The sequence below is a fragment of the Bradyrhizobium quebecense genome, from assembly GCF_013373795.3.
GTDB lineage: Bacteria > Pseudomonadota > Alphaproteobacteria > Rhizobiales > Xanthobacteraceae > Bradyrhizobium > Bradyrhizobium quebecense.
The window spans coordinates 8,507,659-8,533,909 of sequence record NZ_CP088022.1; the positions used below are offsets into that span (position 1 = coordinate 8,507,659).

Here is a 26,251-nt window from a genome sequence, read left to right on the forward strand (position 1 = left end):
GAAGAGGTGCTCTATGGGACACACTTCACGCGCCCGGGATGAGAAGGCGCATCGGTTGGCGTCTGACGTTGTGACTTGGTTTGACCGTGAAGCTGCGCTTTGCGAATTCCAGGACGCTCGACTTGGCGAGAGATTTCGTATGCTGCTGAAGCAGATTGGTGGAGACATCGGACAGAGCATCCCGATGGTTTGCCAAGACTGGGCGAATACCAAGGCGGCCTATCGTTTCTTCTCCAATGAACGAGTAGGCGAGGCCGATATCCTGTCTGGTCATTTTAAAGCGACGCGGGAACGTATCGCGGCTGCGAAGGGGCCTGTTCTTGTCCTGCATGATACGACCGAATTCACCTATCAAAGGGAGCGCCCGGATCTGATCGGGATGATTAAGCGCATCCCCAAAAGCAACTCTCGAAGATTGGACGGGAAACCCCAAACGTACACGACATGCGGAATATTGATGCATTCGAGCCTTGCGGTGACCCTCGAGGGGCTTCCACTGGGGCTCAGCGCTGTGAAGTTCTGGACCAGAAAGAAATTCAGAGGGGTCGCTGCGCTCAGGCGCGAGGTCAACCTGACACGGATCCCCATTGGCCGCGCGTATTGGATTGATCGAGATCGACCTCGGTAACCGGCGACGGATCCGAGTGGATTCGCACGTCGATCCAGAAGCGCTGGCGCGGGTCCTCGAGGTACTTGAGCGCCGATGATTGCCATACCGGGTAATGTGCGGGTGTGGCTTGCGACCGGCCACACCGATATGCGCCGCGGCTTCCCGAGCCTCGCGCGTCTGGTCCAGGAGAGTTTGAAGCGTGATCCGCATGCCGGTGATCTCTATGTTTTTAGAGGCCGCCGCGGCGACCTGATCAAGATCATCTGGCATGATGGCCAAGGCGCGTGTCTGTTCACGAAGCGGCTGGAGCGAGGCCGCTTTTTGTGGCCATCAATGGCGGACGGCGTTGTGACGATCAGCGTTGCGCAGCTATCCTATCTCCTCTCCGGAATTGATTGGCGGATGCCGCAGGCAACCTGGCGTCCACAGGCTTCCGGTTAAATCGAGCGGGATTTTTTGCGACGAATATGGTTGATTCGTCCTCGTGACGACGCCCGCCGATCCGCTTCCCACCGACCTTGCCGCAGCACACGCGATGATCATTGCGCAGCGCGAGCAGCTGACGCTGGCGAAGAGCGAGGTGACCGTCGGCCGGCTGGAGATCGAGCGGCTGAAGCTGATGCTGGCCAAGGCACGGCGAGAACAGTTCGGGCAATCTTCTGAGCGCGGCAAGCTGCTGGTCGAGCAGCTCGAACTCGCCATCGAGGATCTTGAAGAGACCCAGGCTGAGCAGGAAACCAAGGCCGAGCTCGCAGCGCCGGAAGCCGCCAAACAGCAGCGCGTGCAAAATCCACGGCCGCCGCGACGTCCGTTGCCGGACAATCTGCCGATCGAACGCATCGTCGAACCCGCTCCTTGCGTATGTGGCAAGTGCGGCAGCGAGCGACTGCACAAGCTCGGCGAGGTGGTATCGAAGACCCTGGAATGTGAGCCGCGGCGCTGGAAGATTATCGAGCATGTCCGCGAAAAGTTCTCCTGCCGGGATTGTGAGGCAATCACCGAGGCGCCGGCGCCCTCCCATCCGATCCCGCGAGGCTTTGCCGGGCCGAGCCTGCTGGCGATGGTGCTGGTCAACAAGTTCCTGCTGCACCAGCCGTTGAACCGACAGAGCAAGACCTATGCCCGCGAAGGGATCGAGATCGACGTCTCGACCCTGGCGGATCGGATCGGCGCCTGCGTGGTCGCACTCGATCCCATCATTGAGGCGATCCGGATCCACGTCATGAGCGCGGAACGCATCCACGCCGACGATACGACGGTGCCGGTGCTGGCCAAGCTCAAGACGGTTACCGGCCGGATCTGGACCTATCTATGGACGGTCCCCGCCTTGCAAGGCCATTTGCTTTGTTTCGGCTAACGATCGTTTGCAGCTATCTATCCGGCTTTATGGCAATGCCACGAGCCTTGATGAGATCCGCGGATCGGCGCCCAACTACGTTGGCGAGCTCTGAAGCTCGATAGGTCCAACGGGCTTAGCCGACCCCGGTCCGACCGGTTGCCATCACTCTGCTTTTGCCCTCGCAAACGGAACCACGCCCGATTTATACTTGCGGGCGGTACTCTTCACCATTGGCCATGATGGCCCAAGCGATCCGTGCAGTTTTGTGAGCAAGCGCTACCGTCACGACATTGAAGGGACGCCTGTCGAGCAGCTCTCTTATCCAAGTATTGGGGACCTGATGGATACGGACGCGATGAACGGCCGCTCGGGCGCCATGTATCAGCAACTTACGAATGTAGCCGTCGCCGCGCTTGCTGATACCACCCAACCGCTCTTTTCCCCCGGTCGAATGCTGCTTTGGTACTAGTCCAAGCCAGGCAGCGAAATGCCTTGCCGACGCGAACTGTTGTGGATGGTCGACAGACGCCGCTAGGGCAGTGGCGGCAAATGGGCCGATGCCCGCCACCTTCATGAGACGCCGACAGACTTCATTGTCTTTGGCAGTTGCAAGGATCATCTTTTCGTAGCTTTCAATGTGTAGCTCAAGGTCTTCGATCTGATCGACAAGGATTGAAAGGGCGCTACGCGCGCTCTGTGGAATACGCTCGTCAACGTCCACGAGTGCCATGAGCTCTCTCGCGTTTGCTTTTCCCTTTCCGGTCACGATCCCTAACTCGCCCAAATGACCGCGCAGAGCATTTATCGCGCCTGTGCGTTGTCGAATAAGCAAATCGCGCGTGCGATGTAGCATTAAAATTCCCTGCTGCTCGACGGTTTTTACAGGGACAAAGCGCATGCCAGGTCGTTGGACGGCCTCCCAGCACGCCTCCGCATCAGCAGCATCATGCTTGTTTGTCTTCACGTAGGCTCGTACGTAGCGGGCCGGCATAAGACGTGCTTTGTGTCCAAGCTTCATCAGTTCACGAGCCCAATGATGTGCGCTGCCGCAAGCCTCAAGACCAACGAGACAACTTGGAAGCCGTGAAAAGAAATCGAGAACCTTCCCGCGGGCGAGCTTCTTGCGGACGATTTCTCCATCCGCCGTAATCCAATGGATTTGAAACCAGCTCTTCGAGATATCGAGCCCAATTGTCATCATAGCCATAGCTTGTCCTCCTTCTGGGTGCTCTTTCGAGCTTATCAGGGCGGGGACCGTCCATCTCATTACGTTCGCGATGACCGGCCGTTTGGCGGCACGGATCCGCCGGCGGCCCTGTTCTACTACTCACGCAACCGGGCTGGAGAACACCCGCAAAGCCATCTTGCCGGCTATGTCGGCCTCATGCAGGCCGATGCCTTCGATGGGTATAACCAGCTCTACAAGGCCCAAAGGAAGCCAGCTCCGATCCTTGAAGCGGCCTGTTGGAGCCACGGCCGCAGAAAGTTCTTCGACCTGGCGAAATCTGGAGAGGCGCCGATTGCCAGCGAGGCCGTGCGACGCATCGATATCCTGTTCGAGATCGAGCGCGCACCATCAACGGCAAAACGCCGGAACAGCGGCTTGCGGTACGTCGTGATAAGTCGAGGCCGATCGTCGCCGATCTCGAAATCTGGATGCGTCAGCAGCGAACCTTGCTCTCATCAGGCAACGATACTGCAAAGGCGATCAACTACCTGCTCAACCGTTGGGCGGCGTTCACCCGCTTCCTGGACGATGGTCGCGTCTGCCTCTCGAACAACGCTGCCGAACGAGCCTTACGCGGTGTGGCTGTCGGAAGACGAAATTGGACCTTCGCCGGTTCTGATGCCGGCGGCCATCGCGCCGCCGCCGTCTATACCCTGATCGAAACCTGCAAGATGAACGACGTTGATCCGCAAGCTTGGCTCGCGGATGTGTTGGCCAGGCTTCCAGATCACCCCGTCAACAAAGTCGCCGACCTGCTCCCGTGGAATTGGAAGGCGACCCAACAGTCCAGAGCGGCTGCCGCCTGACCGCCACGGCTGACTGGCGCGCCTGCCCGGGGTGCTGACCGGATGCGTACTACTGAAGCGTAGCTCCTTCTGCTCAGGGCTGACAACGTGAGGCCAAGCAGGACGTAGCGACGCGCAAGATCGTTCGGCGTCAGTGTGATCCCGTGCGATGCTATCGCCTCAGGAACGAAGGAGCGGGCCGAGAAAGCGTGGATGATTGACGAAGCCGCGCTCGAATCGACGGCATAGTCCGAGCCGTAGTGATATTGCCCGAAATAGCTTCTGGCGCCAGCTCCTAATCCTAGCAGGGGCGTTCCCTCGAAATCCGAGTTCTCCTGCCGGTAGGCACGATCGCCAGCGATCTTGGTGAAACGCGTAAAGGATTCCTAGCGGTAACCCTTGGACGCCATCAGAGCAACATTCTGGTCGTAGACCTCATACTTATCCGCATCAGAGAAGAATAATTCGGGGGCGTGCGCCTTTGAGGTCATGATGTTTGTCATCGGACGAACAACAACGGGGTAAAGGGAGAGGGTCTGCGACTCGTAGTCGAGCGCGCGGCCAAGCGAAAAGTTCCAGGAGTCGCGAGTTTGACCACGCAGGCCGTAGATCAGATCAAGATTGACGTGGGAAAACCGTTCCGTCAGCGCTTTGATTCCCGCTTCTGCAGTCTCGACCGAATATGGTCTACCTGAGTGCGCAAGCTCGCCGGGTACCATGGTCTGGATGCCCATGCTCATTCGGTTGACGCCAAAGGCCTTCAGGCAATCCAGAAGGTTGTTGTCGAAAGTGTCTGGCGCGCTCTCGACCGTAATCTCACGTTTCCGGCTTCGTTTTGGAAATGCAGCCTCAAGGGCGGCGAAAAGCTCGCGGAATTGATGCTGAGTCAGCAGAGTTGGCGTGCCGCTGCCGAAATAGATACTTACAACCTCTCGATCTCCGAAGTATTCTCCATATCGCGCGATGTGCTCCGCCAATCGAGCAACATAAGACTCCCCCGTCGCCGGGTTTTGACGCGTTGTCAGGAAGAGCGTGCAGTAGGTGCACCGGTAGCGGCAGAACGGTATATGGATATAGATGTTGATGTGCTTAGAACGGCTAGCCTGCTCAACGACATCAGTTATGCGAAGTGGCTGCGGAAAAACCCGATAAGCTCGCTTGGAAGGATAGCCATAGACGTAGGTCGGCAGCTCCTTTTTCGCTATGCTCGTCCGAAGAAAGTCCAGACAATTCATGACCTAACCTATTGATTGCCAAACCCGGTGAATGCCTGAACGCCGTCGTTCGCCGAAGCCCACAAGTTCATGGCTTGTGGTGATTAGCAGCTTCCATGGAAGCTGCTAATCTGTAGTCCGTACGGCGTTTTCGTCACTTGTGTTCATCGGGTCTAGCCGTGCGGCTTACGTGTAAGAGACCAGTCTAGCCGTACGGCTTATATTTAGGAAACCAGACGCCCGCAGATATAACTACACCGGCTGCACCCCGAGAATTCCGCCCACTGCTCCTATGAGGAGCCAAAACCGGCCTCCTGAAGTTGCAGATGCTTCTTCAGCAGTTAATTTTGGTCACACCTTAAGCTGACATATCGATCTTCATTGTTGCTTCCCTTCTCAATGAGAGGAAGAATCAGTGATGGCCGTCGGCAACTCGTGCCGCCGGGCAACGAGAGACACTCAAGAGTCGTGCCAACTGTGGGGGAAGAGACCCCGAAAAGCCGTCGTTCATTCTATTCAACAACTTGACTGCGAGCGCAGCACCCCGTCGGTCGAGCATCATGTGTCGCAGACGCGATAGCCGAGCAACTGAAAGCAGCGCAAGTCACGTCGGGAGAGCTGCAACCGGAAGCGGTGGGGGCGTTGGAAGACCAACGGCGTCGAACAGCAGGCCGCATGCTGTGACGCCGATGATCACGTAGTGGTCCTCATGTCCCGCGAAAAACCCCGGAACTTCTCGATGCCAGCTACCATGTGATCCTCTCCAAGAGATGTTCTTGCCGCCATGGAGACACGTTCGTCACGGTGAACCTATGCGTGCCGCTCATCCACATCATCGATGTGACCGGAGCAGCTCTCGTCACTGCGAGCATCAAGCGGGCGCTGTTGCTGGCCACGCTCTACACAATGGAGCAGCCGTTCCATTGTGACCGACTGCGTGAGCGGTTCGATCTTTCGCCGATCGTGCCCGACGAGAAGGATCGGAGCCGGATCCACAATGTTGTTTTCAATGAACTTTGCGGCGGTTGTCATTTCGGATCAGCAGGACTTTATTGAAATCATCGCGCGCGGTCGCGCAAGAGGCGCCGATGCGGTCATCCTCGGCTGCACCGAGATCGGCCTGCTGATCGGGCCGGAGCATACACAGCTGTCGCTGTTCGATTCGGCCAAGCTGCACGCCAAGGCGGCAGCTGACTTCGCCGACGGCAAGCCGCCTGCCGGCGCCGTTTTCAGTTGAGCCGCACAGAGGCTGTCCCACGATGACAGCTGATCGAGCGCCACGATATTCGCTCAGCTCTCATTTGCAAAGTTGCGCCGAGGTAGAATAGCATTGATCCGAGATCTGCGCACTCGATGGTGTGTGCTTGGTAAGTCCGCCCAGACCACTTGCAGTATGAGCCATTTCAGCCCAGTGATCGAAGACGTCGGTTGTCCGAAGCCCGACGTCGGTATCCAGACAGCGCGCCGAGAGGTGCCGCGATTCGTCAAAAACGGCGGTCGGCGTCACTGGCACGTCGGTTGCTCGATGTGCCGAGCATCCGCTGCGGCGACTATTGCGATCTCGCGGCACCTGATCTGTGAGTCAGATGAAACTTGCTCGTTCATTTCAAGCGGTCAGCGAGCTGCATCGGAGACGCAGCCTCGCCTGGCAAGCTCTCTATCTTCCGGTGCGGCTTCGGTCCTGCGCCGAGGATGAGATTGCTCTGTACGGTATCGACGAATGGTGATCCTAAACGTGCTACGCACAATTCGAGCAACTTGCTGTGAACAGTGCCTCAAGTCGTTCTGGCAAAGGTCCACCTGCGCCGGAGATCGACAGTCCGAGGCTTTGAGGATTGTAGTCATCTGCAGATCGGAGACCGTACGTAAATGACCATTGAGCCGATCGAGGATAATTGGCGGCTTGAAGAGGAATCGAGGCGACGAGACGAGATCAAAGTCAAGCTCCTTCGCGCGCGATCGGATGTGGCCAGGTACCAAGCAGAATTGACAGAGCTCGAGCAAACGCCGAAGCGTGAAGACGGCTCATCGATCTGCTCTGGGACACTTCAGCGCACGTGCGCAGGAGGTCGGAGAGCATAACGTGCGACCACGTCAATTGGAGCCTGTCTTGGATCCCGCTAACCTGCGAGCGGATGCTGGGGGCAGCGTCCGACCGAGCGACAGCTGGAAGTAGGCTGCCAACCGGGTCTTCGCAACAGGGGCTTGGCTTGGTGCAATGGCTGAGCGGCGTAGAGCGCAAGAATTCGCGCACAAGTGCAAGTGGCGAGAAGCCAAGCCACGAACGCTCACGCGCGTGACAAGTGTTGGGATCAGCCGTTTTGACCGGCTCATCTTTGTTCGCTCACAAGCAAGGTGCTGTCGCCGGGTTGCAAGGTTCACGTCTCGCGCCGCCGCGCTCAGACTGAGAGCGGCAATCAGAACGCCCCGCGTTTGATCCAGATCGATCAGGCGCAGAACATCACGTTCTATGGTGTCACGCTACGCAATGCGCCCAATTTCCACGTCGGGATGAACAGGGTCGGAGGTGCCACCTTTTGGGGGCTCACGATCGGTGCGCCGGCCGAGGCCCGCAACACCGACGGCATCGACCCTGGCGCAGGCCCATAGGCGCTAAAATAGGATTGCGTGTTGAATTTGTATGTGATTCCAAGAGGGGATGAGACACGAATCGCTTGTGAACGAAGACTTTGCGCGTGTTGTTGCTCGGCTTGGTGGGGCTGAGGCTCTAGGTGGTTTGGACTCTAGGGATTTCCTTTTAGGCGCAAATCAGATTCAAGACTGCTTTTGGGGAGGCAGTCTTGGGTGTGATGGACCGTTTGGTATTGAGCGACGCGGCTTGGGAGCGGATGGCACCGCTGATTATAGGTCGCCCCGACCAGAAGGGCTCCACTGGGCGCGACAATCGGATGTTCGTGGAAGGTGTACTTTGGATTGTTCGCACGGGCTCTCCCTGGCGTGATCTCCCGGAGGCGTTCGGGGGATTGGAACAGCGTGTTCCGGCGCTTCAGTCGATGGAGCATCAAGGGCGTCTGGTGGCGGATCTTCGAGGCGATGTCCGATGATCCGGACTTCGAATATCTGATCGTCGATTCGACCATCGTCCGGGCGCATCAGCACGCCGCCGGCGCCAAAAAAGGGGGGCTGAAGATCAGGCGATCGGCCGCTCGCGCGGGGGGCTGAGCACCAAGATACATATGGCCGTTCGTGGCTTGGGATGTCCCGTACGGTTCGCGCTGACCGCAGGCCAGAAGGGCGATGCACCGCAAGCTGCCGCATTGATCGAGGGACTACCTGCCGAGGTCGTCATGGCCGATACGGCCTATGACGCCGATCATTTGCGCCAAGCCATCGCCGCCAAGGGCGCGCTCGCCGTCATCCCCAACAACCCGTCACGCGCACTCAAATACCCGCTGGACAAGCACCTCTATGCCCAGCGTCACCTCGTCGAATGCTGCTTCTCAAAGCTCAAGCAGTTCCGCCGCGTCGCAACCCGCTTCGAAAAGACCGCCCGAAATTACCTAGCCGTCGTCACTCTCGCAGCCATCGTTCTTTGGATGCGGTAAGTGTCCACACGACCTAGAGGTTGGCGCGCGCGAGACGAAGGCGTTTGTTCGTCCGCGCGAGATCACCAATGGGGTTGATTTGCTGCGGCTGATACTTGCGTATTGTCTGGGCACGCGGGGTCTGCGGCTGACGGCGGCGTGGGCGACGTCGGTGGGCCTTGTCGGCATCTCCAACGTGGCTTTGTTGTATCGCTTGCGTCAGTCCGGAGATTGGCTGGCGCAACTGATAGGTCAGGCACTTGCGAGTGGTGCGCCGAAGGCAAGCCGCGGTCGGCTGATCCGCATCGTTGATGCCACGACGGTCCCCAAAGCGGGACCGAGGGCGGGCAAAACAACGCAGTGTGGCGTATCCACAGTGCGTCGATGCCGGCGCGGACTTCGTGATCCGCGCGGGCTGGAAGAGCGCGCGTTGGCTGGATCGCAACGGCAACCTTGTCGGTCTCATCGCAGAGCTGCGCAAGGCCTTGGCAGGCGGCATGATCGATCGACCGATCTGGATAGAGCGCAAGTCCGGCGCGCAACCGCTTGCTGTGCGCTTGGTCGCGGTCAAAAAGCCGGCGCATGCGGCCGCGGAGGCGCGACGCAAGGCACGCAAGACAGCCCAGAAGGGAGGCCATCAACTCTCCAGGCAAACGCTTGAGGCCGCTGATTGGGTAATCCTGGCGACCTCGCTCAAGGGCTAGGACTTCACGGCTGCTGACGTCATTGCCCTCTACCGGTTGCGATGGCGGATTGAGCGACATCAGCCCCCGAGTCGGTTCTGCAGCGCCTGCCGATTGGCAACGAGGCTGCTGAGGTTCAGCAGGTGTGGTGCTCGTCCTTGCTCCAATTGCCTAACCAGCGCCCGCGTGCCGTCGACCACGAAGACGCCGCAATCGTAAGTGTTCAGCTGCTGGGTCATGCCGCGTGACTCCAGGCGGGCGCCCAGCCTTGCTGCGAGCTCTGCTGCGGGCGTGTTGTTGTATTCCCCCATGGAGTCGTAGCGATAGGCAACCGGCCTTTCGCGGTCGCGGCGATCAACAAACAGCAACGACCAATGGGTGCCGGGGAGATTCGTAGCACGGGCATTGTTCACTGGCAGGAACAGGAAGTCGGCTGTGTCGTCACCATTCTGATCATGGACGATGCGCTGGAATGCGCGTAGCATTTCGCTCTCGGTGCCCAAGCGCAGGCTAACAAGGGTTATGAGAGGATCCACGAACCGCGTCCGGGCGGCGAGATTCGGATTGTCCCCCCCCCAACTCTTGCGCCAGGAGCTGGTAATCTCTCAGGACATGCTCGTCGCCCAGCCATTCCGTGTCCTCGAGCACCAGCCCGCGGCCGTGAGACGAGGCTGTCGGACCTAAAGCCCCGATCTGAGCATCGTGGGAGGTGCTCGGAAACGCCGGCACAGAATTAACATCGTCGCGTGATTCAGACGGCGTGGCCGCAGTCAGATCAACCAATGGAGGACCGCCGTAGGTGCTTGAGCGAGCCCTGGCAGTTGATGGTGACGCCGGTGCTTGCATCTTCCGCCGCGACAACTCCTCGCTCAACCACGCCAAAGCTTCATCGTCCGAGGAGGCTGGCATCGGAGAAAGCCGCTGCGGCGAGCCGAGCTGTCGAGCGCCATGGTGATGACCCGGTACCGGCCTGGCAAACGGCGGCGCAAAGTCGGGCGGCGGGCTCCAAGCGTTGTCACGCAACTCAAATGATGCGGGCGAATTCGGATTAACCGCTGCTTCAAGACCGCCATAGGTGTCTGAGTGAACCCTGGCAGAGTGCGCTGGCGATGCTTCCAGGACCGGCCACATACTCCAATCAAAGTTGAGCGGCATCTGCGGCGACCAGGTTGAGGCGGACCAGGCAGGTTCCTGCTGTCCAGCTTGGACTATGTCCTGCGCCTGCTCCGGGGGAACCCCGGGCCACGGTGGGCCGTCTTCCACCATCAAACGCAGATCCTGATTATAACCTTCCGGGAGGACCAATGGCCGACTGACAGCTCGCTGCAGCGCCGTGGCATCTTGGTACCCACTCCCCTGCATCGTCGGCTGCGCCTGCCATGGCGATGCACCCAGTTGATGGGTGGGGGCCGACGTCAGCAGGCGACCGCCTGAATTGGCGATCTCGCTCAGTTGCCGCTCAATGGCAACGCCGTGCAGATTGTCTAGGGTCCTCGGCCTCTTCGCTGGCCTCAATTCAGCTGTGTCATGCTCATCGTTGATGACGACCTCCTCGCTTGGCAGGAGGTTGCTCTTGGCAAGTGCACCGATCGGCTCGTCCGGGAACTGCTGGCGGTCGGACTCTCCGGGATCCGGTGCCTGGTCATGGCACGCGGCTGGCTCAAGAGACGACGACGGGCCGGGGGCGTCCATCAGCCCCAAAACCAAATCCTGATCGTAGCCTTCCGCAGGAAGCTCCTCTCGCCTGCTGAAAGCTTGCTGCGACGCGCTGTGCCGCGCAGCGGCGTCGCCGACCCGCCTCGACTCCATCAGAGCCGCGTCTTCGGGATCAGGAATGGGGGAAATATGGCGATCGAGCTCCATCGCCTTACCGGCCGGCGATTTTCGGAGATGGGCCAGTGCGGCACCGATCTTCCGATTACCACCAGCGTCCTTATAATCCTCGACATCTCCATCCAACGCCTTGCCGGAAAGCCGAGCAGCAATGCCCTTCTTGTTATTTTCACGCAGGTAGTCACTGAAACTGTTAAGAACAACTGCATAGGTACGTACGGTACCTGTCGCAGCTTTGTTTTTGTACTCTTTGATGAGAGCCACGTCCTGGGGATAAGGATTCAGCTTAGCGCGGCCTGCGATCGGCACGATCCCGCCCGTCGACTGCGAGGTCCGGAGATGACCAATTGCCGTAAGGAGTTTCGCGGGATCACCCTTTCCGATGAACTCGCGCGCATCAATGGTCAACGACTCGTCGTCGAGCCGAGCAGCAATGCCCTTTTTGTCATTTGCGAAGAGCCAGCGGCCAAACCTGCGAAGAGAACCTGCATAATCCTTAGCGGTGGCTTCAGCGGCCCCGCCCTTGATGAGGGCCTCCTCAAGCCCCGAAATAAGGGGAGCGTCCTCGGAATAAAGAGGCTGCTTGCTGCGAACCCCAGTTGATCGAGCCGGCTGCAGCGCCGAGGACGACGGGCCGGGTTCGTCCATCAGCCCCAAAACCAAATCCTGATCGTGGGCTTCCGCAGGAAGCTTCTCTGGCCAACTGAAAGCTCGCTGCGACGCGTTGTGCCGCGCAGCGGCGTCGCCGACCCGCCTCGTCTCCATCAGGGCCGCGTCTTCGGGATCAGGAAAGGGGGAAATATGGCGCTCGAGCTCCATCGCCTTAGCGCCGGCCGACGATTTTCGGAGATGGGTCAGTGCGGCACCGATATTCCGATTACCCCCGGCGGCGTCTTTCCTATAGCTCTCGACATCTCCATCCAACGCCTTGCCGGAAAGCCGAGCAGCAATGCCCTTCTTGTTGTTTTCACGCAGGTAGTCACTGAAACTGTTAAGAACAACTGCATAGGTACTGGCGGTACCTGTCGTTGCTTCGTTTTTGTACTCTTTGATGAGAGCCGCGTCCTTGGGATACGGATTCAGCTTAGCGCGGTCTGCGATCGGCACGATTCCGCCCGTCGACTGCGAGGTCCGGAGATGATCTATTGCCGTAAGGAGTCTCGTGGGATTACCCTTTCCGAAGAACTCGCGCGCATCAATGGTCAACGACTCGTCGTCGAGCCGAGCAGCAATGGACTCTTTGTTATTTGCGACAAGCCAGCGGCCAAAGCTGCGAAGAGAATATACATTGGCCTTGGCGCTGATTTCGGTGGCCCCGCCCTTGATGAGGGCCTTCTCAAGCCCCGAAATAAGGGGACCATCCTCGGAATAAAGTGGCTGCTTCCTCTGCCTTCTCAAAACTCCAGTTGACTGAGCCGGCTGCAGCGCCGAGTGCGACGGACCGGGTTCGTCCATCAGCCCCAAAACCAAATCCTGATCGTAGCCTTCTGCAGGAAGCTTCTCTGGCCAACTGCCAGCTTCCTGCGACGCGCGGTGCTCCGCAGCGGCGTCGCTGACCCGCCTCGGCTCCATCAGGGCCGCGCGTTCGGGATCAGGACCGGGAGAAATATGGCGCTCGAGCTCCATCGCTTTAGCGCCGGCCCGCGATTTTCGGAGATGAGCCAGTGCGGCACCGATCCGCCTATTACCACCGGCGTCCTTCTTATAGTCTCCGACATCTCCATCCAACGCCTTGCCGGAAAGCCGAGCAGCAATGCCCTTCTTGTTGTTTTCACGCAGGTAGTCACTGAAACTGCTAAGGGCAAATGCATAGGTACTGGCGGTACCTGTCGTTGCTTCGTTTTTGTACTCTTCGATGAGAGCCGCGTCCTGGGGATAAGGATTCAGCTTAGCGCGGTCTGCGATCGGCACGATTCCGCCCGTCGACTGCGAGGTCCGGAGATGACCTATTGCCGTAAGGAGTCTCGTGGGATTACCCTTTCCGAAGAACTCGCACGCATCAACGGTCAACGACTCGTCGTCGAGCCGAGCAGCAATGGCCTGCTTTTTGTTTTCAAAGAGCCAGCGGCCCAATCTAAGAAGATGACCTACATTCTCCTTGGCAGTGCGTTTGACAGCCCCCCTTTGATGAGGGCCTCCTCAAGCCCCAAAATAAGGTCAGCATCTTGGGAATAAAGAGGACGCCTGCGGGTACCGTAAACCTCTGCTGACTGGCCAGGCTGCAGCGCCGAGGCGCCTGGCATCGGCCCGCCGCCTCCATCCTGCGACGCTGGAGGGCATTCGCGCCCGCTCGCTTGCATGATGGGCTGCGCCTCCGATGGCGATGCGGCGACTTGATGGGGGGGGCTGCATCAGCACACGATCACCTGGACGGGTGATCTCGCTTAGCTGCCGCTCAAAGGCCGCCGCGTCTGTCGACGGGGACACCGGTGCAGTCTCTTGCTGGCCGGCGCTGTTCGATTGTTGCTGCAGTCGGCTAGTTGAGGTGAAATCCATCCGTTCTCACTTTCGAAGATACAGGCGCATCAGAGCTCGGTTTGGATCTCATGCGCGGGGCAATCGAGACGGCAGCGCGGCGACCAAATCCGCGGCACAGAATGAGCTCTCAACGTTGGATCCAGCAACAAACCACCGTGGGTCCGAACCGTCCGCGCCGCAGGCAGTCGGACACTCGGATGTTCTTCCCCACAATTTTTGCTATGAGAGGAAGCTGTCGAGTACCTGACGAGCGCTGTGGGACGACGTAAAAAATTGGCTCTGACTCACTTTTGTTGCAGTCTGAACCGCCCCGGGTTTGCCGGAGGCTCCAACTCCCGAGAGGATGGAGCCATGACGAGCAAGACGACGAACAAGTTTTCACCCGAGGTTCGGGCCCGTGCGGTTCGGATGGTTCCGGATCACGCCAGCGAGCACCCTTCGCGGTGGGCGGCGGTGAGATCGATTGCCGCCAAGATTGGCTGCACACCGCAGACGCTACATGACTGGGTCAAGAAGGTCGAGATCGACAGCGGGCAGCGGACCGGCGTTCCGACGGAGATGGCCGAGAAGCTGAAGGCCCTGGAACGGGAGAACCGTGAGCTTCGACAGGCCAACGAGATCCTGCGCAAGGCGAGCGCTTATTTTGCGATGGCGGAGCTCGACCGCCGGTCCAAGCCATGATCGCCTTCATTGACGATCATCGTGGGGCGCATGGGGTCGAGCCGATCTGTCAGGTGTTGCCTGATCGCCCCCTCGACCTACCACGCCCATGGGGCCAAACGGCGCGATCCCGCCAGGCTGTCGACGTGCGCCAAGCCGGACGCCGCACTGAAGATCGAGGTTCGGCGCGCCTTCGATCAAAACTTTTCCCTCTACGGCGTGCGCAAGGTCTGGTGCCAGCTCAAGCGCGAAGGCTTCGATGTTGCCCGTTGCACGGTGTCGCGACTTATGCGGAACATGGGTTTGCAAGGGTGATCCACGGCAAACCCATCAAGACCACGATCAGCGACAAGGCTGCGCCATGCCTGCTGGATCACGTCAATCGCCCGTTCAAGGCGCCAAGGCCGAACGTTCTCTGGCTCTCCGACTTCACGTATGTCGCGACCTGGACGGGTTTTGTCTACGTCGCCTTTGTCATCGACGCCTATGCCCGCAGGATTGTGGTTGCGGAGACGGCGCGGGCGCGGCTGATACATGCTCTACTGGCACGAGATCTCCACGACAAGCGCTATCGCCGAATCTCGAACCTTAGCCACGAGCCGGGATCTCGCGACAGTATCGCGCGGATCCTCTGACTTTCCTCGCTCTTGACTTTGACCTCTCGATACCAGCCAACCCGCACCAGCTCGGCCAGACCTCGAGCATCATTCTGATCGCTCTTGTTCATGCGTACCGACAAAGCCGCGTGGGCATGCCGAGCGTCGATGCAAACCACCGGAAGATCGACCCTGCGAAGTTCATGCCACAGCCAACTCGCCATTGCGCCGGTCTCAAAGCCGATGCGCTCCGCCTGTGGCGCCCGCTTGCGAAGCAGTGCCGTGAGCGCCCCCGGGTCGGGCTTGGCTTTCCCCTCGAACAAGACCTCGCCCGCTTCATTGACCACGCATACTGAAGTTTCTTTTTGCGAGACATCGAGTCCGACATATTGCTTCATGACAGCTTCTCCGAATCGGTTGATTGCGAGAGCTCGATTCTAATGGAGCTTTCGTGTCACGAGCGCTGACCGCAATTACGTCATCGTCTGCAATATTGACCCCCGTATTGCCGCATCTGCGAATGTTACCCTGATGGCGCCATTGCCGATGACGATCCGATGTCGATTAATCGGTCGCGCCAGATGGCTTTCCCGGTTTGCTCGACGAGAGGGGCTGTGGGCGGGTCGGGCCCTACATAGCCCGAGCCGTCCAGAACCCCGGGCAATGGGGCAGCGGTTGTGGCGTCGTCGAGCGGGCCCTGGGCGACCAACCGTTCGGCAGCCCTCCGTCTGAGCGCCCTCAGCAGACGTTGCACAATCGAATGCTGTCTCTTTCCGAACTCCTCAGGGTATTTCTCGCGCAGCTGGCCGACAATTGCGAGCGCCGTCGGCTGCGGCTGCTCTGCGAGCCACGCTTCGATCGCGGCAATATGCGGGTCTAGCTTGGACGGCATTCGAACTCTGGTCTTATAGGGCCGACGAGTTCGCCGGTGCCTGGCACGCGGCTCGCCGACCGTCGCGGTCTTGCCGAGCGTCTTCGCGAACGTCGCCGCGGTCGCCGGCAGGATGCTAGTGTGAGCGGGTTGCAAGCCGCGCGCCTGTCCGGCACGACGATCGACACGAATGCCTAATTCCTCTTGGGTTGCGCGAATCTCCGCCAACAGCGCGACCGGATCGAGCGAGCGATACTGATCGCGTAGCCGTTTCTTCACGGCCGCGGTCACCTTGGGATGCGCCAAGGCACGCTCATAGGGCGTCGATGGGAGATGATAGCGCTTAATCACTTTAGCCCCTTCGCGACGCTTCTTCTTCAGCTTGAACGACGGCTGGAAGAAGTTGACGTAGAGCCGTGCCGCCGCATAGAGGCGGCCCATCATACGCGCCGTCTCGACGCCATCGAAGCGGCCATAGCCCATGAGGCGGCGGACGACGGCACCATTCGTCTGCTCGACAAACGCCTGATCGTTCATCTTATAGGCGCGCGAGCGAGTGACTTCGAGCTTCGCGACACCATGGCACGACGACATCGTTCATGAAGGCGCTGTCGTTGTCGAAGTCCACGCCGCGCAACAGCCAGGGGAACAGGCTCTGTGCGCGGTTGATCGCCTCGACGACGAGCGAACCTTCCCGCGTCAGCAACGGCAGGCACTCTGTCCAGCCGGTGGCGACATCGACCATCGTGAGAGTTTGGATGAACGAACCTGCCACCGACGTGCCGCCATGGGCGACCATGTCAACCTCGCAGAAGCCGGGCACCGGGCTGTTCCAGTCATTGAACGTGCGGATCAGGACTTCGCGCCGGATTGCCGAATAGAATCCGGCACGGCGCCGCCTGCCGCGGCTCGCCGCGATCTTCACATCGACGACCAGGCGATCGATGGTTGCGGGGCTGATCGAGAGAACACAGTCACGATCCGCCTGGCCAAGCTGCAATCGACCATGTTGCTCGAGGGCCGGCAGCAAGGTCGGGATCATCACTTTGAGCCGCTTGCCGCACACCCGATCCGACGCCTCCCACAGCGCCGTCAGCGCGTCCTTGATCGTCGCGCCATATCTGCGTCTTCGCTTTCTTGTTGCCTCGACCTGGCCCGGTCCAACCGTCTCGCGTCGCCGGAGCGCCCGCACCTCATACTTGCGATGCCAGCCCGTCGTCGCGCACAATGTGTTTTCAACGAGAAGCCTTAAGTACCATGAGTGAGGCTACCGTGGCGCCGTCCTCTCCCCGCCGGGACGCAAGCTGAGGCGCTCAGCGTTTTCTTCGAGCGGGCTTTCGGACGCCAAGCGTTCGCTGAGGAGAGCGAGCGTGAATCGGGACGTTCACAATGCCAGCAGTTATAAGACGGGCCTCCTCGCTCCCCTTGTTAGCTACGGGATCAGACATACTGCTCCAGCTTGAGGTAATCGCTCGTGAGGACAGGTGAGCGGATAGAAGAAGCTGCGTCTTGAAGGAAGGTATCCAGTGTCCGACTAGCGCGAACGCGGCCTTCGAAAGATAGCCGTGCCGGTGCGCGAGTACGGAGAGTTGCTAGTTCGGAACCAACAAGGTCAGCCGCGGCAGCGGCGCAATCTGAGGCGGAGAAGCAACCAGCAGACATGACTGCTTGTGCAAGTCCTAATGTGGTGAGCCAACCGGCATAGATGAGCACGGTACCATCTGTCTCATTGAGCCCAGAGAGTTCCTCAATTGCAGCAGCATGGACCGGCGCCGCACCAAGAGACAGAAAAAGATCGGCTATCTCATCACGCGTGGCCCTAGAGAGAAGGCAGCGGCCGAGATGTGATAGGAGCGTCTCTGTCGGACCTTCGAAGATGCGGAGAATGCGAGCGTCTCGATAGATTTTAGCTACAGGCGTTCCCTCATCGTAACCACGGCCCCCCAACAGCTGGAGGCATTGATCAGCGACGAGGCCGCACCACTCCGACGACAAAACCTTCGTTGCCGACGCAAGGTGGACATTGGGCGCGCCCTTCGCTGAGATAAGTCGGCAGGATGCAGCTAGCATTGCCTTCACTACTTCCCGCCGGAGCACCATTTGCCCGAATAGCTGCTCGATATAGCTGTTCTCAATCATGCGCAGCTTACCTAGTCGACGATGTCTTGCATATGAGGCTGCGACCTGGATAGCGCGCTCAAGGGCTCCAAGGCCCATCGCAGCCACACCGATGCGCCCGCGGTTCATACTGGATGCTGCTGTTCCCCAGCCGTCTTGATCGCGAGAAAGAACGTAAGCGCTCGGCACCTCGACATCCTTGAACTCCAAAGTATTCTGGATAATGCCACGTAGACCGAGTGTGCGATGCTCGTGTGTGACCATTAAGCCCGGAGCCTGCCTATCAACTAGTACACCAACGAGCCGACCTTTCACGTCGGGACCAGAGGCTCGTGCAAAGCAAACGATCCAGCGAGCCCAGTCAGCGAGGCCAATCCAAATTTTGCGGCCAGAGATGCGAACTCTATCCTCGTGCATGAAAGCCGAAGTCTCTATGTGCCGCGGGGCAGAGCCAGCCCCAGGCTCTGTCAAAGCGAAAGCGCAAAGGTCTCCGCGTGTTGCACCCCACATGACATGCCTTTGTTCAGGGATGCGCGGTGCTGCTTCGATGCAGGGCAAGGCCAGAAAGTTATGGATAACGAGGGTAGAGGCGGCCGAGATATCGAAGGATGCAGTGGCAGAGATGAGGTCGATGGCCTCTTGCAAGGGAAGAGCTAGTCCGCCGTGCTCTGTTCGTGTAGTGAGCCCGAACAGTCCGTGCCTTGCTAATATGCTGTGTAGGGTCGGAGGAAATGCCCGACGGTCATCCGCATCAGCGAAATTCAGCTGACTCAGGTCATCGATCAAACTGGTATATAGGGTAGGTACAGCACCTTCAGCTGTGCGTTCCTGCGCCTCCCCGAATGGAGAGTAAACTTGAGAGTACATAGCCATTAGTGCATAATGGATGAGCCCGCGCTTCGTGACAATCATCCCCGGGGCTAGCTCGATCACACAATGGTATATGTGGGTGGGAGCGTAGCATGAGCAGGCTGCTCTAGCAGGCTGTTGAAAAAGGTGCTCGCCGCCGACCAGCGACCGTGATTCATTGGCTCCGACGAGATTCGGAGATGGTGCGTGCGCGGCGGCGACAATCGAACGGGCGAGCTGTTCAGCTACGTTGATCTGGAGGCGGGTGCGGCGTGACCATCCGCTGCGAGCGATCCGGACGATCGCGAACGAGGCGCTGTCGACGCTGGAGCGCGAGTTTGCCGCGCTCTATTCGCCGATTTGGCGGCCGTCGATCCCGCCGGAGAAGTTGCTGCGGGCGATGCTGTTGCAAGCGTTTATTCGATCCGTTCGGAGCGGCTTTTGATCGAACGGCTGGAATACGACCTGCTGTTCCGCTGGTTCGTCGGAATTGGCGTCGACGACGGAGCCTGGGACCATTCGGTGTTCTCGAAAAACCGCGACCGGTTGCCGGAAGGCGACATCGCGGCCAAGTTCCTCGCGGCGGTGCTGGCGCAGCCCAAGGTGAAGAAGCTGCTGTCGAGCGATCACTTCTCGGTCGATGGCACGCTGATCGAGGCCTGGGCCTCGATGAAGAGCGTGAAGCCGAAGGATGGCTCTGGCGCGCCGCCGGCGCAAGGCGGCGGGCGCAACGCCGAAGCGGACTTCCATGGCCAGAAGCGCTCGAACGGCACCCATGCTTCGACCACCGATCGGGATGCCTGGCTTTACCGCAAGGGAAAGGGCAACGAAACGAAGCTGTGCTTCATCGGGCATGGGCTGATGGAGAACCGCCACGGCCTGCTGGTCGACGCCTGCCTGACGCGGGCCGACGGGCATGCCGAACGGGTGGCCGCGCTGCACCTGATCGAGCCGCGTCCCGGGGCGGAATGCAAACTCACGGCAAGGAAGAAGCCTTGCTGGTGGCGACAGCCTGCGCCAGTCCCCCAAAGGGCCGTGCCCGCTGGACGCTAAAGCTGCTGGCGGCTGCGATGGTCAAGCTCACCGAACACAAGAGCCTGTCGCACGAGACGGTTCGGCGGCGCCTGGCCGAGAATGGCCTCAAGCCCTGGCGCAAAGACATGTGGTGCATTCCGCAGGTCGGCGGCGAATACGTCGCCCGCATGGAAGATGTGCTCGACCTCTATGCCGAGGTGCCCGACTCCAGACGGCCAGTGGTGTGCTTCGACGAAAGCCCGGTGCAACTCATCGGCGAGGTGCGTCAGCCCATTCCGGCCAAGCCCGGCCACCTCGAACGTTACGATTATGAGTATCGTCGCAATGGCACGGTCAATCTCTTCGTTCTCTTCGACGTGCATCGCCCCTGGCGCAAGGTCAAGGTCACCGAGCGGCACGAGATTACGCCCAATGCATGCGTGATCTCGTCGACATCCATTATCCCGACGCCGAGATCATCCGGGTCGTCCAGGACAATTTATCGACCCACTCCGCCGGCGCCCTCTATCAGGCGTTCCCGCCCGCCGAAGCCAGGCGGATTTTGCGACGGCTCGAGTTCCACTACACCCCAAAGCACGCAAGTTGGCTCAACATGGTCGAGATCGAAATCGGCGTCCTGCGAGGCCAGTGCCTGGATCGCAGGATTGACGACCCCAAGCGACTGCGCCGCGAAATCACCGCCTGGGAACGACAACGAAATGCCGCCCGCTCCCGCATCAAATGGGTGTTCACAACAGACAAGGCTCGCGCCAAAATGGCAGGCGCCTATCCCGCCACTTCCAAAGAGTCATAATCACTGTGACGAGGTACTAGACGCAGATCTCACGCGGGCCCACGCCAAGCGCAGCGCGTGCCGCAACACGCAGTGCCCATCGAGACGACACGGAGTCGTCGTCAATATTCCGGCGGCACCACCGGCGGACGATCCTGATGGTCTAGGAGCCCAACCTGTTCCAGCACCGAGTGAATAAAATGCGGGGCGCCCGCCTCATGGGGAGACAGCCCATAGAATTCCTGCGCCGCCATCGAGACAAACTGCTCCTGCTGTTCCCGCGGAATCTGCTCTAGGGCTTCCCTCGCTTTTGCGGCGAACTCGGCCGACACTACCTGAGTTTCCAAAAAGCGATCATGTTGGGTGGGATTTCGGCGCAAATGCTCCAGCCAATTCGCTGTGTGTTCGTCTTCGTCCGGGTGGACGAGAGGTATCAGTTGTTCGACGCGATCTTTCAACCACAGGGCGCCGTCCTTGTCGGTACTCAGGTCCTCTCTCTCCACCTGGACGTGCGCCCACGCGCTGTCTTTCAGCCGCACCGCCGGGCCGTTCGACCAGCCGTCCTGCACGATGGTCGTCTCTCCATCGCGTTCGTTGCCGCGGCGTAGCTCGTTCCATGCGTGTCCAGTTCGCGTGGCCGAGATGGTGTGATCGGCGTTCAGTTCCATAATTTCCACCTCGCCGCCTGCATTCACGACCGATTCACCATCGCGCAAATGCGGCGCGTGCGAGACTGCAGCGAGGCGCGCGAATTGATCGCAAAAGCCTGCGCCCAGCGCGCCCGCCAATGCCATCTGGTTGTTGCGATCGAGTCCGCGGTAGGCCAGACGTGAGGCTACGACGTTGTGCCCGTGGGACGGCTCGCCATCCGCATGAACGTTGCCGCGTCCGTGCCTGAGCAGCAGGCGAACGTCGTGCACTGTCTGACCGGCCGCGGTGATCCGAGCGGGGCTTCTGACCGGATCGCCAGTCATCATGGCCGCAATGAGGTAGGCGAGTTGCTGCATCTCATGTCGCTGTAGTGCCACACCGCGTCGTTGTTGCAACGTGTTCGGCGACGTTCCCAGAGCGACTCGGGGAGCCATCGGGGCCGGTCCCGATGCCGTCGAAATTAGCGCGGACCATTGGCGATCGCTGGCGCTGCGGGCCGTTGAGTGCGATGCGCCGTCGGCGCTCGAACTATCATAAGGCGAGGCCACTACTGAAGGCTTTGAACAACAAATTCCCACAAGCAATCTCCTTTATGCTGATGAAATTTCACTGCACCAATGCTCCTACAGAGGAGCTCAGGCGGCACCGTTAAGCCAACGGATTGGAGCGGCTGGGATATCCCCTTCGCGCCCGGCACGCGGAAAACGGAACATGATAGCCTTCATGCACATTCCCGTTAGTCTATCTAGACTCTCATTCCGCCGGTCCTCCGCGGAAATTGAGCGCCCGCGCCACGTACCAAGAAAGATCATCGTCGGACGACTCTGACTCGACACATCCTTCGTCTTCGTCGCTACTTCGTTCAGCGGGATCCTCGCTCTCGGCTTGAAGATACAGCCGGGGCTTGTCTGCCCGCTGCCATTCACCCTGGTTGTTCATCGTCCACTTATCGGACCGTCGAGGGTCAAGCACGAACTGGTTCTACCCCACGTCAACAAAGCCCATCTGCTCCAGACGGGGCTTCGCCGCATCGTTGTGGGTTGGCTGGATGAACATGTGATTCTGCTATCCACGCGATTCGCTCTTATCGACTGATCTGCGCTGTAGTCAATATCGGTCTTCTTAGGACTTGCTAGCAGGGTAAGCGAGCAATCTGACAACAAGCTGACGCACAGAAGAGTGCAGAGCCGGCCCCGGAATTCTGCACAGGGCGATAAGTGGAGTTTCTGCCTGACAGCGGGCACGCTGTGCCTGCGAATCAGGAGCGACAATGAGCAGAAGAACACGCCGGAACCACACACCGGCCTTCAAGGCGAAGGTGGCGCTCGCCGCCGTGAAGGGCGATCGAACGCTGGCTCAGCTTGCCGAGCAGTTCGACGTCCACCCCAATCAGATCACGGCGTGGAAGGCTCAGCTTGAAAGCAAGGCCGCCGATGCGTTCGGTCCCGGCGGCGGCTCCGGAGCGGAACAAGCAGCCATCGATGTGAAGTCGCTGCACGCCAAGATCGGCGAACTGACGCTGGAGAACGATTCCTAAGAAACGGCAGCATCTACTTTTCGGCTCCAAGGGATGGAGAACAAAGCCGAATGGCTTGGACGCCGATGCAAATTGTTGACCACTCGCGTCCGGTAACGCGTCTCGTAGGACGAGGCTTTGGGATCGACATAGTCCATTCCTTATCGCACAGCATTGTAGAACAGAACTGCGATCTTCCGGGCCGTGGCGGTCACGGCCTTGGCCTTGCCGATGCGCACTGAGAGCCGTCTATAAAAGGCGCCGAGCGCAGTGTCTGTACGCCCCACGGTCACGGCAGCAAGGCGCAGAAGTGCCGCCGCTCGGCCGCCGGATCGGCGCGTTCGGGACGAGAGCATTTTGCCGCCGGAGACCTTGTTGCTCGGCGCCAGTCCCAGCCAGGAGGTAAAAGGGATGTTCGCTGTTATCCATCACATCATCCCGGTACGTCGATGTGGGCAACTGAGCCATTCGTACACGAAAGCTGCCGGCAACGGAAAAGCATCCCAATTGCCAGTTAGCGCCAGGGAAAGGTCGGGGCTTCCACAACATAGCCCGCCTTGGTCGTCACCCGCATGAGTTCGGCATAGCCCATTTCGGCCATTCTGAGCGGCGGATTCTTCCTCGGATCCTGCTCGGCCTCAACAACGAACCAGCCCTCATAGCCATAGCCAGCGAGCTTCTGCACGATTGCGCCGAAATCCAGCGAGCCGTCGCCGGGAACAGTGAAGGCGCCCAGCGCGACGGCGTCGAGGAAAGATTGCGTCCTCCAATCGAGCGCTTTGATGACGGGGCCGCGGATATCCTTCACATGCACGTGGTTGATGCGCTTGTGGTGGTTGTCGATGACGCGCAGCACGTCGCCGCCCGCGAAGGCCAAGTGGCCAGCGTCGAACAGCAACGGGATGCCTTCTCCCGAACACTTCATAAAGGTATCAAGTTCGTGCTCGAACTGCACAACCGCGGCCATGTGATGATGGTAGGAGAGCGGCATGCCCTGCCCAGCGCACCATTCACCAAACTCGGTCATCCTCCTGGCATAGGCCTTCATGTCGGCGTCGCTCAGCACTGGCTTGGTCGCTAGAGGCCTTGAGCGATCGCTCTGGATCGAATGGCCAACTTCACCATAGACGATGCAGGGTGCGTTCACGGCCTTGAACAGATCAATCATTGGCTGGATGCGATGCTTGTTGGTCGCGATGTCTTCGTTGACGAGCGTGCCAGAGAACCAGCCGCCGCACAGCGCAACGTTAACCATCTTTAGAATCGACGACATGACCGTCGGATCGTCGGGGAAGCGGCGGCCCTTCTCGATGCCGGTGAAGCCGGCCGAGCGAGATTGGCGTAAACATTCTTCAAGCGAAACATCGTCGCTCAATTCGGGAAGATCGTCATTCCACCACGCGATGGGGGATATGCCCAGTTTGGCCTTCACGTGATACTCCTATCAGCCTAGGAGAGCCCTGAGCCAATTCTCATCTCTGCGTCGCAGTTCGCTGGTTCTCGGCTTGCCGAAGGGCGGGACTGTCCGGCGGACCAGCGGCGATGCTTCTGCAACCCGCGACATCGTCGAGCGATGGATGGATGGGAATTCGCGCAAAGGTGCATTGCCACTTCTAATTCCCGACGCGTTGTTGCTTCACTGCTTGCTCATAGGCCTTGCGCGCTTCCTGCACCTGCTCGCGCGAGCTGACTTCCGGAACCACGACATCCCACCAGTGTCCGCCAGCCTCGGTCGTGACGAGAGGATCCGTATCGATCACGATGACGGTGGTGCGGTCGTTCACTTTCGATTTCTCCAGAGCTGCTTCCAGCTCGGCGATCGATGCTACATGTTCCGAGAATGCGCCCATGCTCGCGGCATGTGCAGCAAAGTCAATCTTCGGCAGCGTATCGTGCTGGCTGTCCTTCAACAGATTATTAAAGTTAGCGCCGCCGGTTGCCATCTGGAGCCGGTTGATGCAGCTGAACCCGCCGTTGTCGAGTACGACGATGGTGAGCTTCAGGCCCAGCATGACGGAGGTGGCGATCTCAGAATTCAGCATCAGATACGAACCGTCGCCGACCGGGATTACGATCTGCTCGTTGGGCCGCGCCAGCTTGACGCCAAGGCCCGCCGCGATCTCATAACCCATAGTCGAGAAGCCATAATCGACGTGATAGGAGCCGGGACGGCTCGCCTTCCACAATTTGTGCAACTCGCCGGGGAGACTGCCTGCAGCCTGCACCAGCACGACGTACGATCCAAAAACGCGATCGAGTGCGCCAATGACCTGTGCGTCAGACGGAAACTGTGCATTCGTGCTGGCTCGCGCGGTGTCTGCTTCCACCTGCCAAGTGGTCTTGCCCTTCTCCGCCTTGCCGGTCCAGCGCACGGGTGCTTTGTAGCCCTTCAACGCGGCCAGAAGCTCGTCCAGTCCTCCGCGCGCATCCGTCACGAGTGGCAGCGCGCGATGCTTGTGGGCGTCGAACGGTTGTACGTTGAGGCCGACGATGGTTTTCCCGTCGTTCTTGAACAATGCCCACGACCCCGTGGTGAAATCCTGCAGGCGCGTACCGACCGCCAGGATCAGGTCGGCCTCCTCGGCAAGGCGGTTGGACGCCGATGTACCGGTGACGCCGATGGCGCCCATGTTCAAGGGATGGTCATCCGGCAACGACGACTTGCCGGCTTGGGTTTCGCAGACAGGAATTCCCGTTGCCTCGGCGAAGTTTGTCAGCGCGGCGGACGCCTCGGAATAGAGCACGCCCCCGCCGGCGATGATCAACGGCTTCTCCGCAGCCATCAGCGCCTCGGCTGCTACTGTGAGCTCGCCCAAATCGGCGCGCGGACGTCTTGGCATCCACATCCGCTCCTCGAAAAAGCTCTCGGGGTAGTCGTAGGCTTCCGCCTGCACGTCCTGGCACAATGCCAGCGTCACCGGCCCGCATTCGGCCGGGTCGGTCAACACCTGCATAGCCCGGTTCAACGCCGGAATGATCTGTTCAGGTCGAACGATACGGTCAAAATAGCGAGACACCGGCCTGAAGCAGTCGTTCACGGTCGCCGTGCCGTCGGTGAAATTCTCGGCTTGCTGCAAAACCGGGTCCGGGATGCGGTTAGCGAAGGCGTCGCCGGGCAACAGCAGGACAGGCAAGCGGTTGACGTATGCCATGCCTGCGGCGGTCAACAGATTGAGTGCGCCTGGTCCGATCGAGGTCGTCACTGCCATGAAACGGCGGCGGAAATTCGCCTTGCCGTAGGCGATCGCCGCATGCGCCATCGCTTGTTCATTGTGAGCACGGAAAGTCGGCTGTTTGTAACGCACGGCATAAAGTGCTTCGCCCAGACCGGCGACGTTGCCGTGACCGAAGATCGCCCAGACGCCGCCGAAGATCGGTACCACCCTGCCATCAATTTTGGTCCGCTGGCACGTCATGAAACGTATGAGGGCTTGTGCCATCGTCAAGCGGGTCGTCTTGGGCATGAAA

At 59.7% G+C, this 26,251-nt stretch carries 13 protein-coding genes, 10 pseudogenes and 1 other annotated feature; of the genes and pseudogenes, 12 read left to right on the forward strand and 11 right to left on the reverse strand.

Annotated elements, in window-relative coordinates; all coding sequences use genetic code 11:
* Positions 1 to 13 precede the first annotated feature (13 nt).
* From HU230_RS40355 to tnpC (HU230_RS40365), 3 genes and pseudogenes are all read left to right on the forward strand, one after another.
* Entirely contained in the window at positions 14 to 628 is a 615-nt protein-coding gene (locus HU230_RS40355; protein WP_215907628.1) for an IS4/Tn5 family transposase DNA-binding protein, read from the forward strand.
* Positions 629 to 703: 75 nt separating this feature from the next.
* Positions 704 to 1,051 (forward strand): IS66 family insertion sequence element accessory protein TnpB, encoded by a 348-nt coding sequence (gene tnpB / locus HU230_RS40360; protein WP_050382259.1) that lies wholly within the window; start codon positions 704 to 706, stop codon positions 1,049 to 1,051.
* 43 nt (positions 1,052 to 1,094) lie between these two features.
* A pseudogene (tnpC, locus tag HU230_RS40365) lies at positions 1,095 to 1,922 on the forward strand (IS66 family transposase); the annotation flags it as partial.
* 229 nt (positions 1,923 to 2,151) lie between these two features.
* Here tnpC (HU230_RS40365) and HU230_RS40370 read toward each other — a convergent pair.
* Entirely contained in the window at positions 2,152 to 3,156 is a 1,005-nt protein-coding gene (locus HU230_RS40370) for an IS110 family RNA-guided transposase (protein WP_176529064.1), read from the reverse strand.
* A 60-nt stretch (positions 3,157 to 3,216) separates the two neighbouring features.
* On the opposite strand from HU230_RS40370, the pseudogene tnpC (HU230_RS40375) reads away from it, so the two are divergent.
* A pseudogene (gene tnpC, locus HU230_RS40375) lies at positions 3,217 to 3,983 on the forward strand (IS66 family transposase); the annotation flags it as partial.
* A 365-nt stretch (positions 3,984 to 4,348) separates the two neighbouring features.
* Here the strand turns inward: tnpC (HU230_RS40375) and HU230_RS40380 are convergent.
* Positions 4,349 to 5,197: a radical SAM protein gene (locus tag HU230_RS40380; RefSeq protein WP_176533554.1), complete on the reverse strand. Its 849-nt coding sequence runs from the start codon at positions 5,195 to 5,197 to the stop codon at positions 4,349 to 4,351.
* Between the two features lie 976 nt (positions 5,198 to 6,173).
* On the opposite strand from HU230_RS40380, the gene HU230_RS40385 reads away from it, so the two are divergent.
* From HU230_RS40385 to HU230_RS40400, 4 genes and pseudogenes are all read left to right on the forward strand, one after another.
* Positions 6,174 to 6,413 (forward strand): hypothetical protein, encoded by a 240-nt coding sequence (locus tag HU230_RS40385; protein WP_221345255.1) that lies wholly within the window; start codon positions 6,174 to 6,176, stop codon positions 6,411 to 6,413.
* Between the two features lie 1,196 nt (positions 6,414 to 7,609).
* Positions 7,610 to 7,786: a glycosyl hydrolase family 28 protein gene (locus tag HU230_RS40390; protein ID WP_234633846.1), complete on the forward strand. Its 177-nt coding sequence runs from the start codon at positions 7,610 to 7,612 to the stop codon at positions 7,784 to 7,786.
* A gap of 191 nt (positions 7,787 to 7,977) precedes the next feature.
* Positions 7,978 to 8,742: pseudogene (locus HU230_RS40395) on the forward strand (IS5 family transposase).
* Between the two features lie 380 nt (positions 8,743 to 9,122).
* Complete coding sequence (locus HU230_RS40400) at positions 9,123 to 9,425, forward strand: hypothetical protein (RefSeq protein ID WP_173640789.1); 303 nt, start codon at positions 9,123 to 9,125, stop codon at positions 9,423 to 9,425.
* A 59-nt stretch (positions 9,426 to 9,484) separates the two neighbouring features.
* On the opposite strand, the pseudogene HU230_RS40410 reads toward HU230_RS40400, so the two are convergent.
* Positions 9,485 to 13,537 (reverse strand): annotated as a pseudogene (locus HU230_RS40410) (Ulp1 family isopeptidase).
* Between the two features lie 529 nt (positions 13,538 to 14,066).
* On the opposite strand from HU230_RS40410, the pseudogene HU230_RS40415 reads away from it, so the two are divergent.
* A pseudogene (locus HU230_RS40415) lies at positions 14,067 to 14,971 on the forward strand (IS3 family transposase); the annotation flags it as partial.
* Positions 14,351 to 14,468: a sequence feature (AL1L pseudoknot), on the forward strand. (Overlaps the previous pseudogene by 118 nt.)
* Here the strand turns inward: HU230_RS40415 and HU230_RS40420 are convergent.
* The 4 genes and pseudogenes from HU230_RS40420 to HU230_RS40435 form a co-directional block, all read right to left on the reverse strand.
* Positions 14,954 to 15,369, reverse strand: a pseudogene (locus HU230_RS40420) (IS110 family transposase); the annotation flags it as partial. The pseudogenes HU230_RS40415 and HU230_RS40420 overlap by 18 nt on opposite strands.
* 125 nt (positions 15,370 to 15,494) lie before the next feature.
* On the reverse strand, positions 15,495 to 16,379 hold the full coding sequence (locus HU230_RS40425) for a hypothetical protein (RefSeq protein ID WP_176533553.1): 885 nt from the start codon (positions 16,377 to 16,379) through the stop codon (positions 15,495 to 15,497).
* Position 16,380: 1 nt separating this feature from the next.
* Entirely contained in the window at positions 16,381 to 17,070 is a 690-nt protein-coding gene (locus HU230_RS40430; RefSeq protein ID WP_176533552.1) for a hypothetical protein, read from the reverse strand.
* A 212-nt stretch (positions 17,071 to 17,282) separates the two neighbouring features.
* Positions 17,283 to 18,872, reverse strand: coding sequence for an acyl-CoA dehydrogenase family protein (locus tag HU230_RS40435; protein ID WP_176396267.1), 1,590 nt, complete (start codon positions 18,870 to 18,872; stop codon positions 17,283 to 17,285).
* Positions 18,873 to 19,016: 144 nt separating this feature from the next.
* On the opposite strand from HU230_RS40435, the pseudogene HU230_RS40440 reads away from it, so the two are divergent.
* Together HU230_RS40440 and HU230_RS40445 are read left to right on the forward strand one after the other, a co-directional pair.
* Positions 19,017 to 19,772: pseudogene (locus tag HU230_RS40440) on the forward strand (IS5 family transposase); the annotation flags it as partial.
* Positions 19,758 to 20,637: pseudogene (locus HU230_RS40445) on the forward strand (IS630 family transposase); the annotation flags it as partial. The pseudogenes HU230_RS40440 and HU230_RS40445, both read left to right, overlap by 15 nt.
* A gap of 101 nt (positions 20,638 to 20,738) precedes the next feature.
* Here the strand turns inward: HU230_RS40445 and HU230_RS40450 are convergent.
* The gene (locus HU230_RS40450; RefSeq protein WP_173640794.1) at positions 20,739 to 21,623 is read right to left on the reverse strand and encodes a type III secretion protein; all 885 of its coding nucleotides are present in this window, start codon (positions 21,621 to 21,623) and stop codon (positions 20,739 to 20,741) included.
* 914 nt (positions 21,624 to 22,537) lie between these two features.
* On the opposite strand from HU230_RS40450, the pseudogene HU230_RS40455 reads away from it, so the two are divergent.
* Positions 22,538 to 22,798 (forward strand): annotated as a pseudogene (locus HU230_RS40455) (transposase); the annotation flags it as partial.
* A gap of 36 nt (positions 22,799 to 22,834) precedes the next feature.
* On the opposite strand, the pseudogene HU230_RS44250 reads toward HU230_RS40455, so the two are convergent.
* The 3 genes and pseudogenes from HU230_RS44250 to iolD all read right to left on the reverse strand — a co-directional run.
* Positions 22,835 to 23,190, reverse strand: a pseudogene (locus HU230_RS44250) (transposase); the annotation flags it as partial.
* A gap of 107 nt (positions 23,191 to 23,297) precedes the next feature.
* Positions 23,298 to 24,215, reverse strand: a complete 918-nt coding sequence (gene iolE / locus HU230_RS40465) for a myo-inosose-2 dehydratase (RefSeq protein WP_173640795.1) — start codon at positions 24,213 to 24,215, stop codon at positions 23,298 to 23,300.
* Between the two features lie 181 nt (positions 24,216 to 24,396).
* Positions 24,397 to 26,247, reverse strand: coding sequence for a 3D-(3,5/4)-trihydroxycyclohexane-1,2-dione acylhydrolase (decyclizing) (gene iolD, locus HU230_RS40470; protein ID WP_173640796.1), 1,851 nt, complete (start codon positions 26,245 to 26,247; stop codon positions 24,397 to 24,399).
* Between the last annotated feature and the right edge of the window lie 4 nt (positions 26,248 to 26,251).

Coding starts and splice junctions, on each gene's coding strand:
- tnpB (WP_050382259.1), top strand. CDS start 704: ATGATTGCCATACCGGGTAATGTGCGGGTGTGGCTTGCGACCGGCCAC.
- HU230_RS40380 (WP_176533554.1), bottom strand. CDS start 5,197: ATGAATTGTCTGGACTTTCTTCGGACGAGCATAGCGAAAAAGGAGCTG.
- HU230_RS40435 (WP_176396267.1), bottom strand. CDS start 18,872: ATGATTGTCACGAAGCGCGGGCTCATCCATTATGCACTAATGGCTATG.
- HU230_RS40370 (WP_176529064.1), bottom strand. CDS start 3,156: ATGGCTATGATGACAATTGGGCTCGATATCTCGAAGAGCTGGTTTCAA.
- HU230_RS40355 (WP_215907628.1), top strand. CDS start 14: ATGGGACACACTTCACGCGCCCGGGATGAGAAGGCGCATCGGTTGGCG.
- HU230_RS40450 (WP_173640794.1), bottom strand. CDS start 21,623: ATGCAGCAACTCGCCTACCTCATTGCGGCCATGATGACTGGCGATCCG.
- HU230_RS40385 (WP_221345255.1), top strand. CDS start 6,174: ATGTTGTTTTCAATGAACTTTGCGGCGGTTGTCATTTCGGATCAGCAG.
- HU230_RS40425 (WP_176533553.1), bottom strand. CDS start 16,379: ATGAACGATCAGGCGTTTGTCGAGCAGACGAATGGTGCCGTCGTCCGC.
- iolD (WP_173640796.1), bottom strand. CDS start 26,247: ATGCCCAAGACGACCCGCTTGACGATGGCACAAGCCCTCATACGTTTC.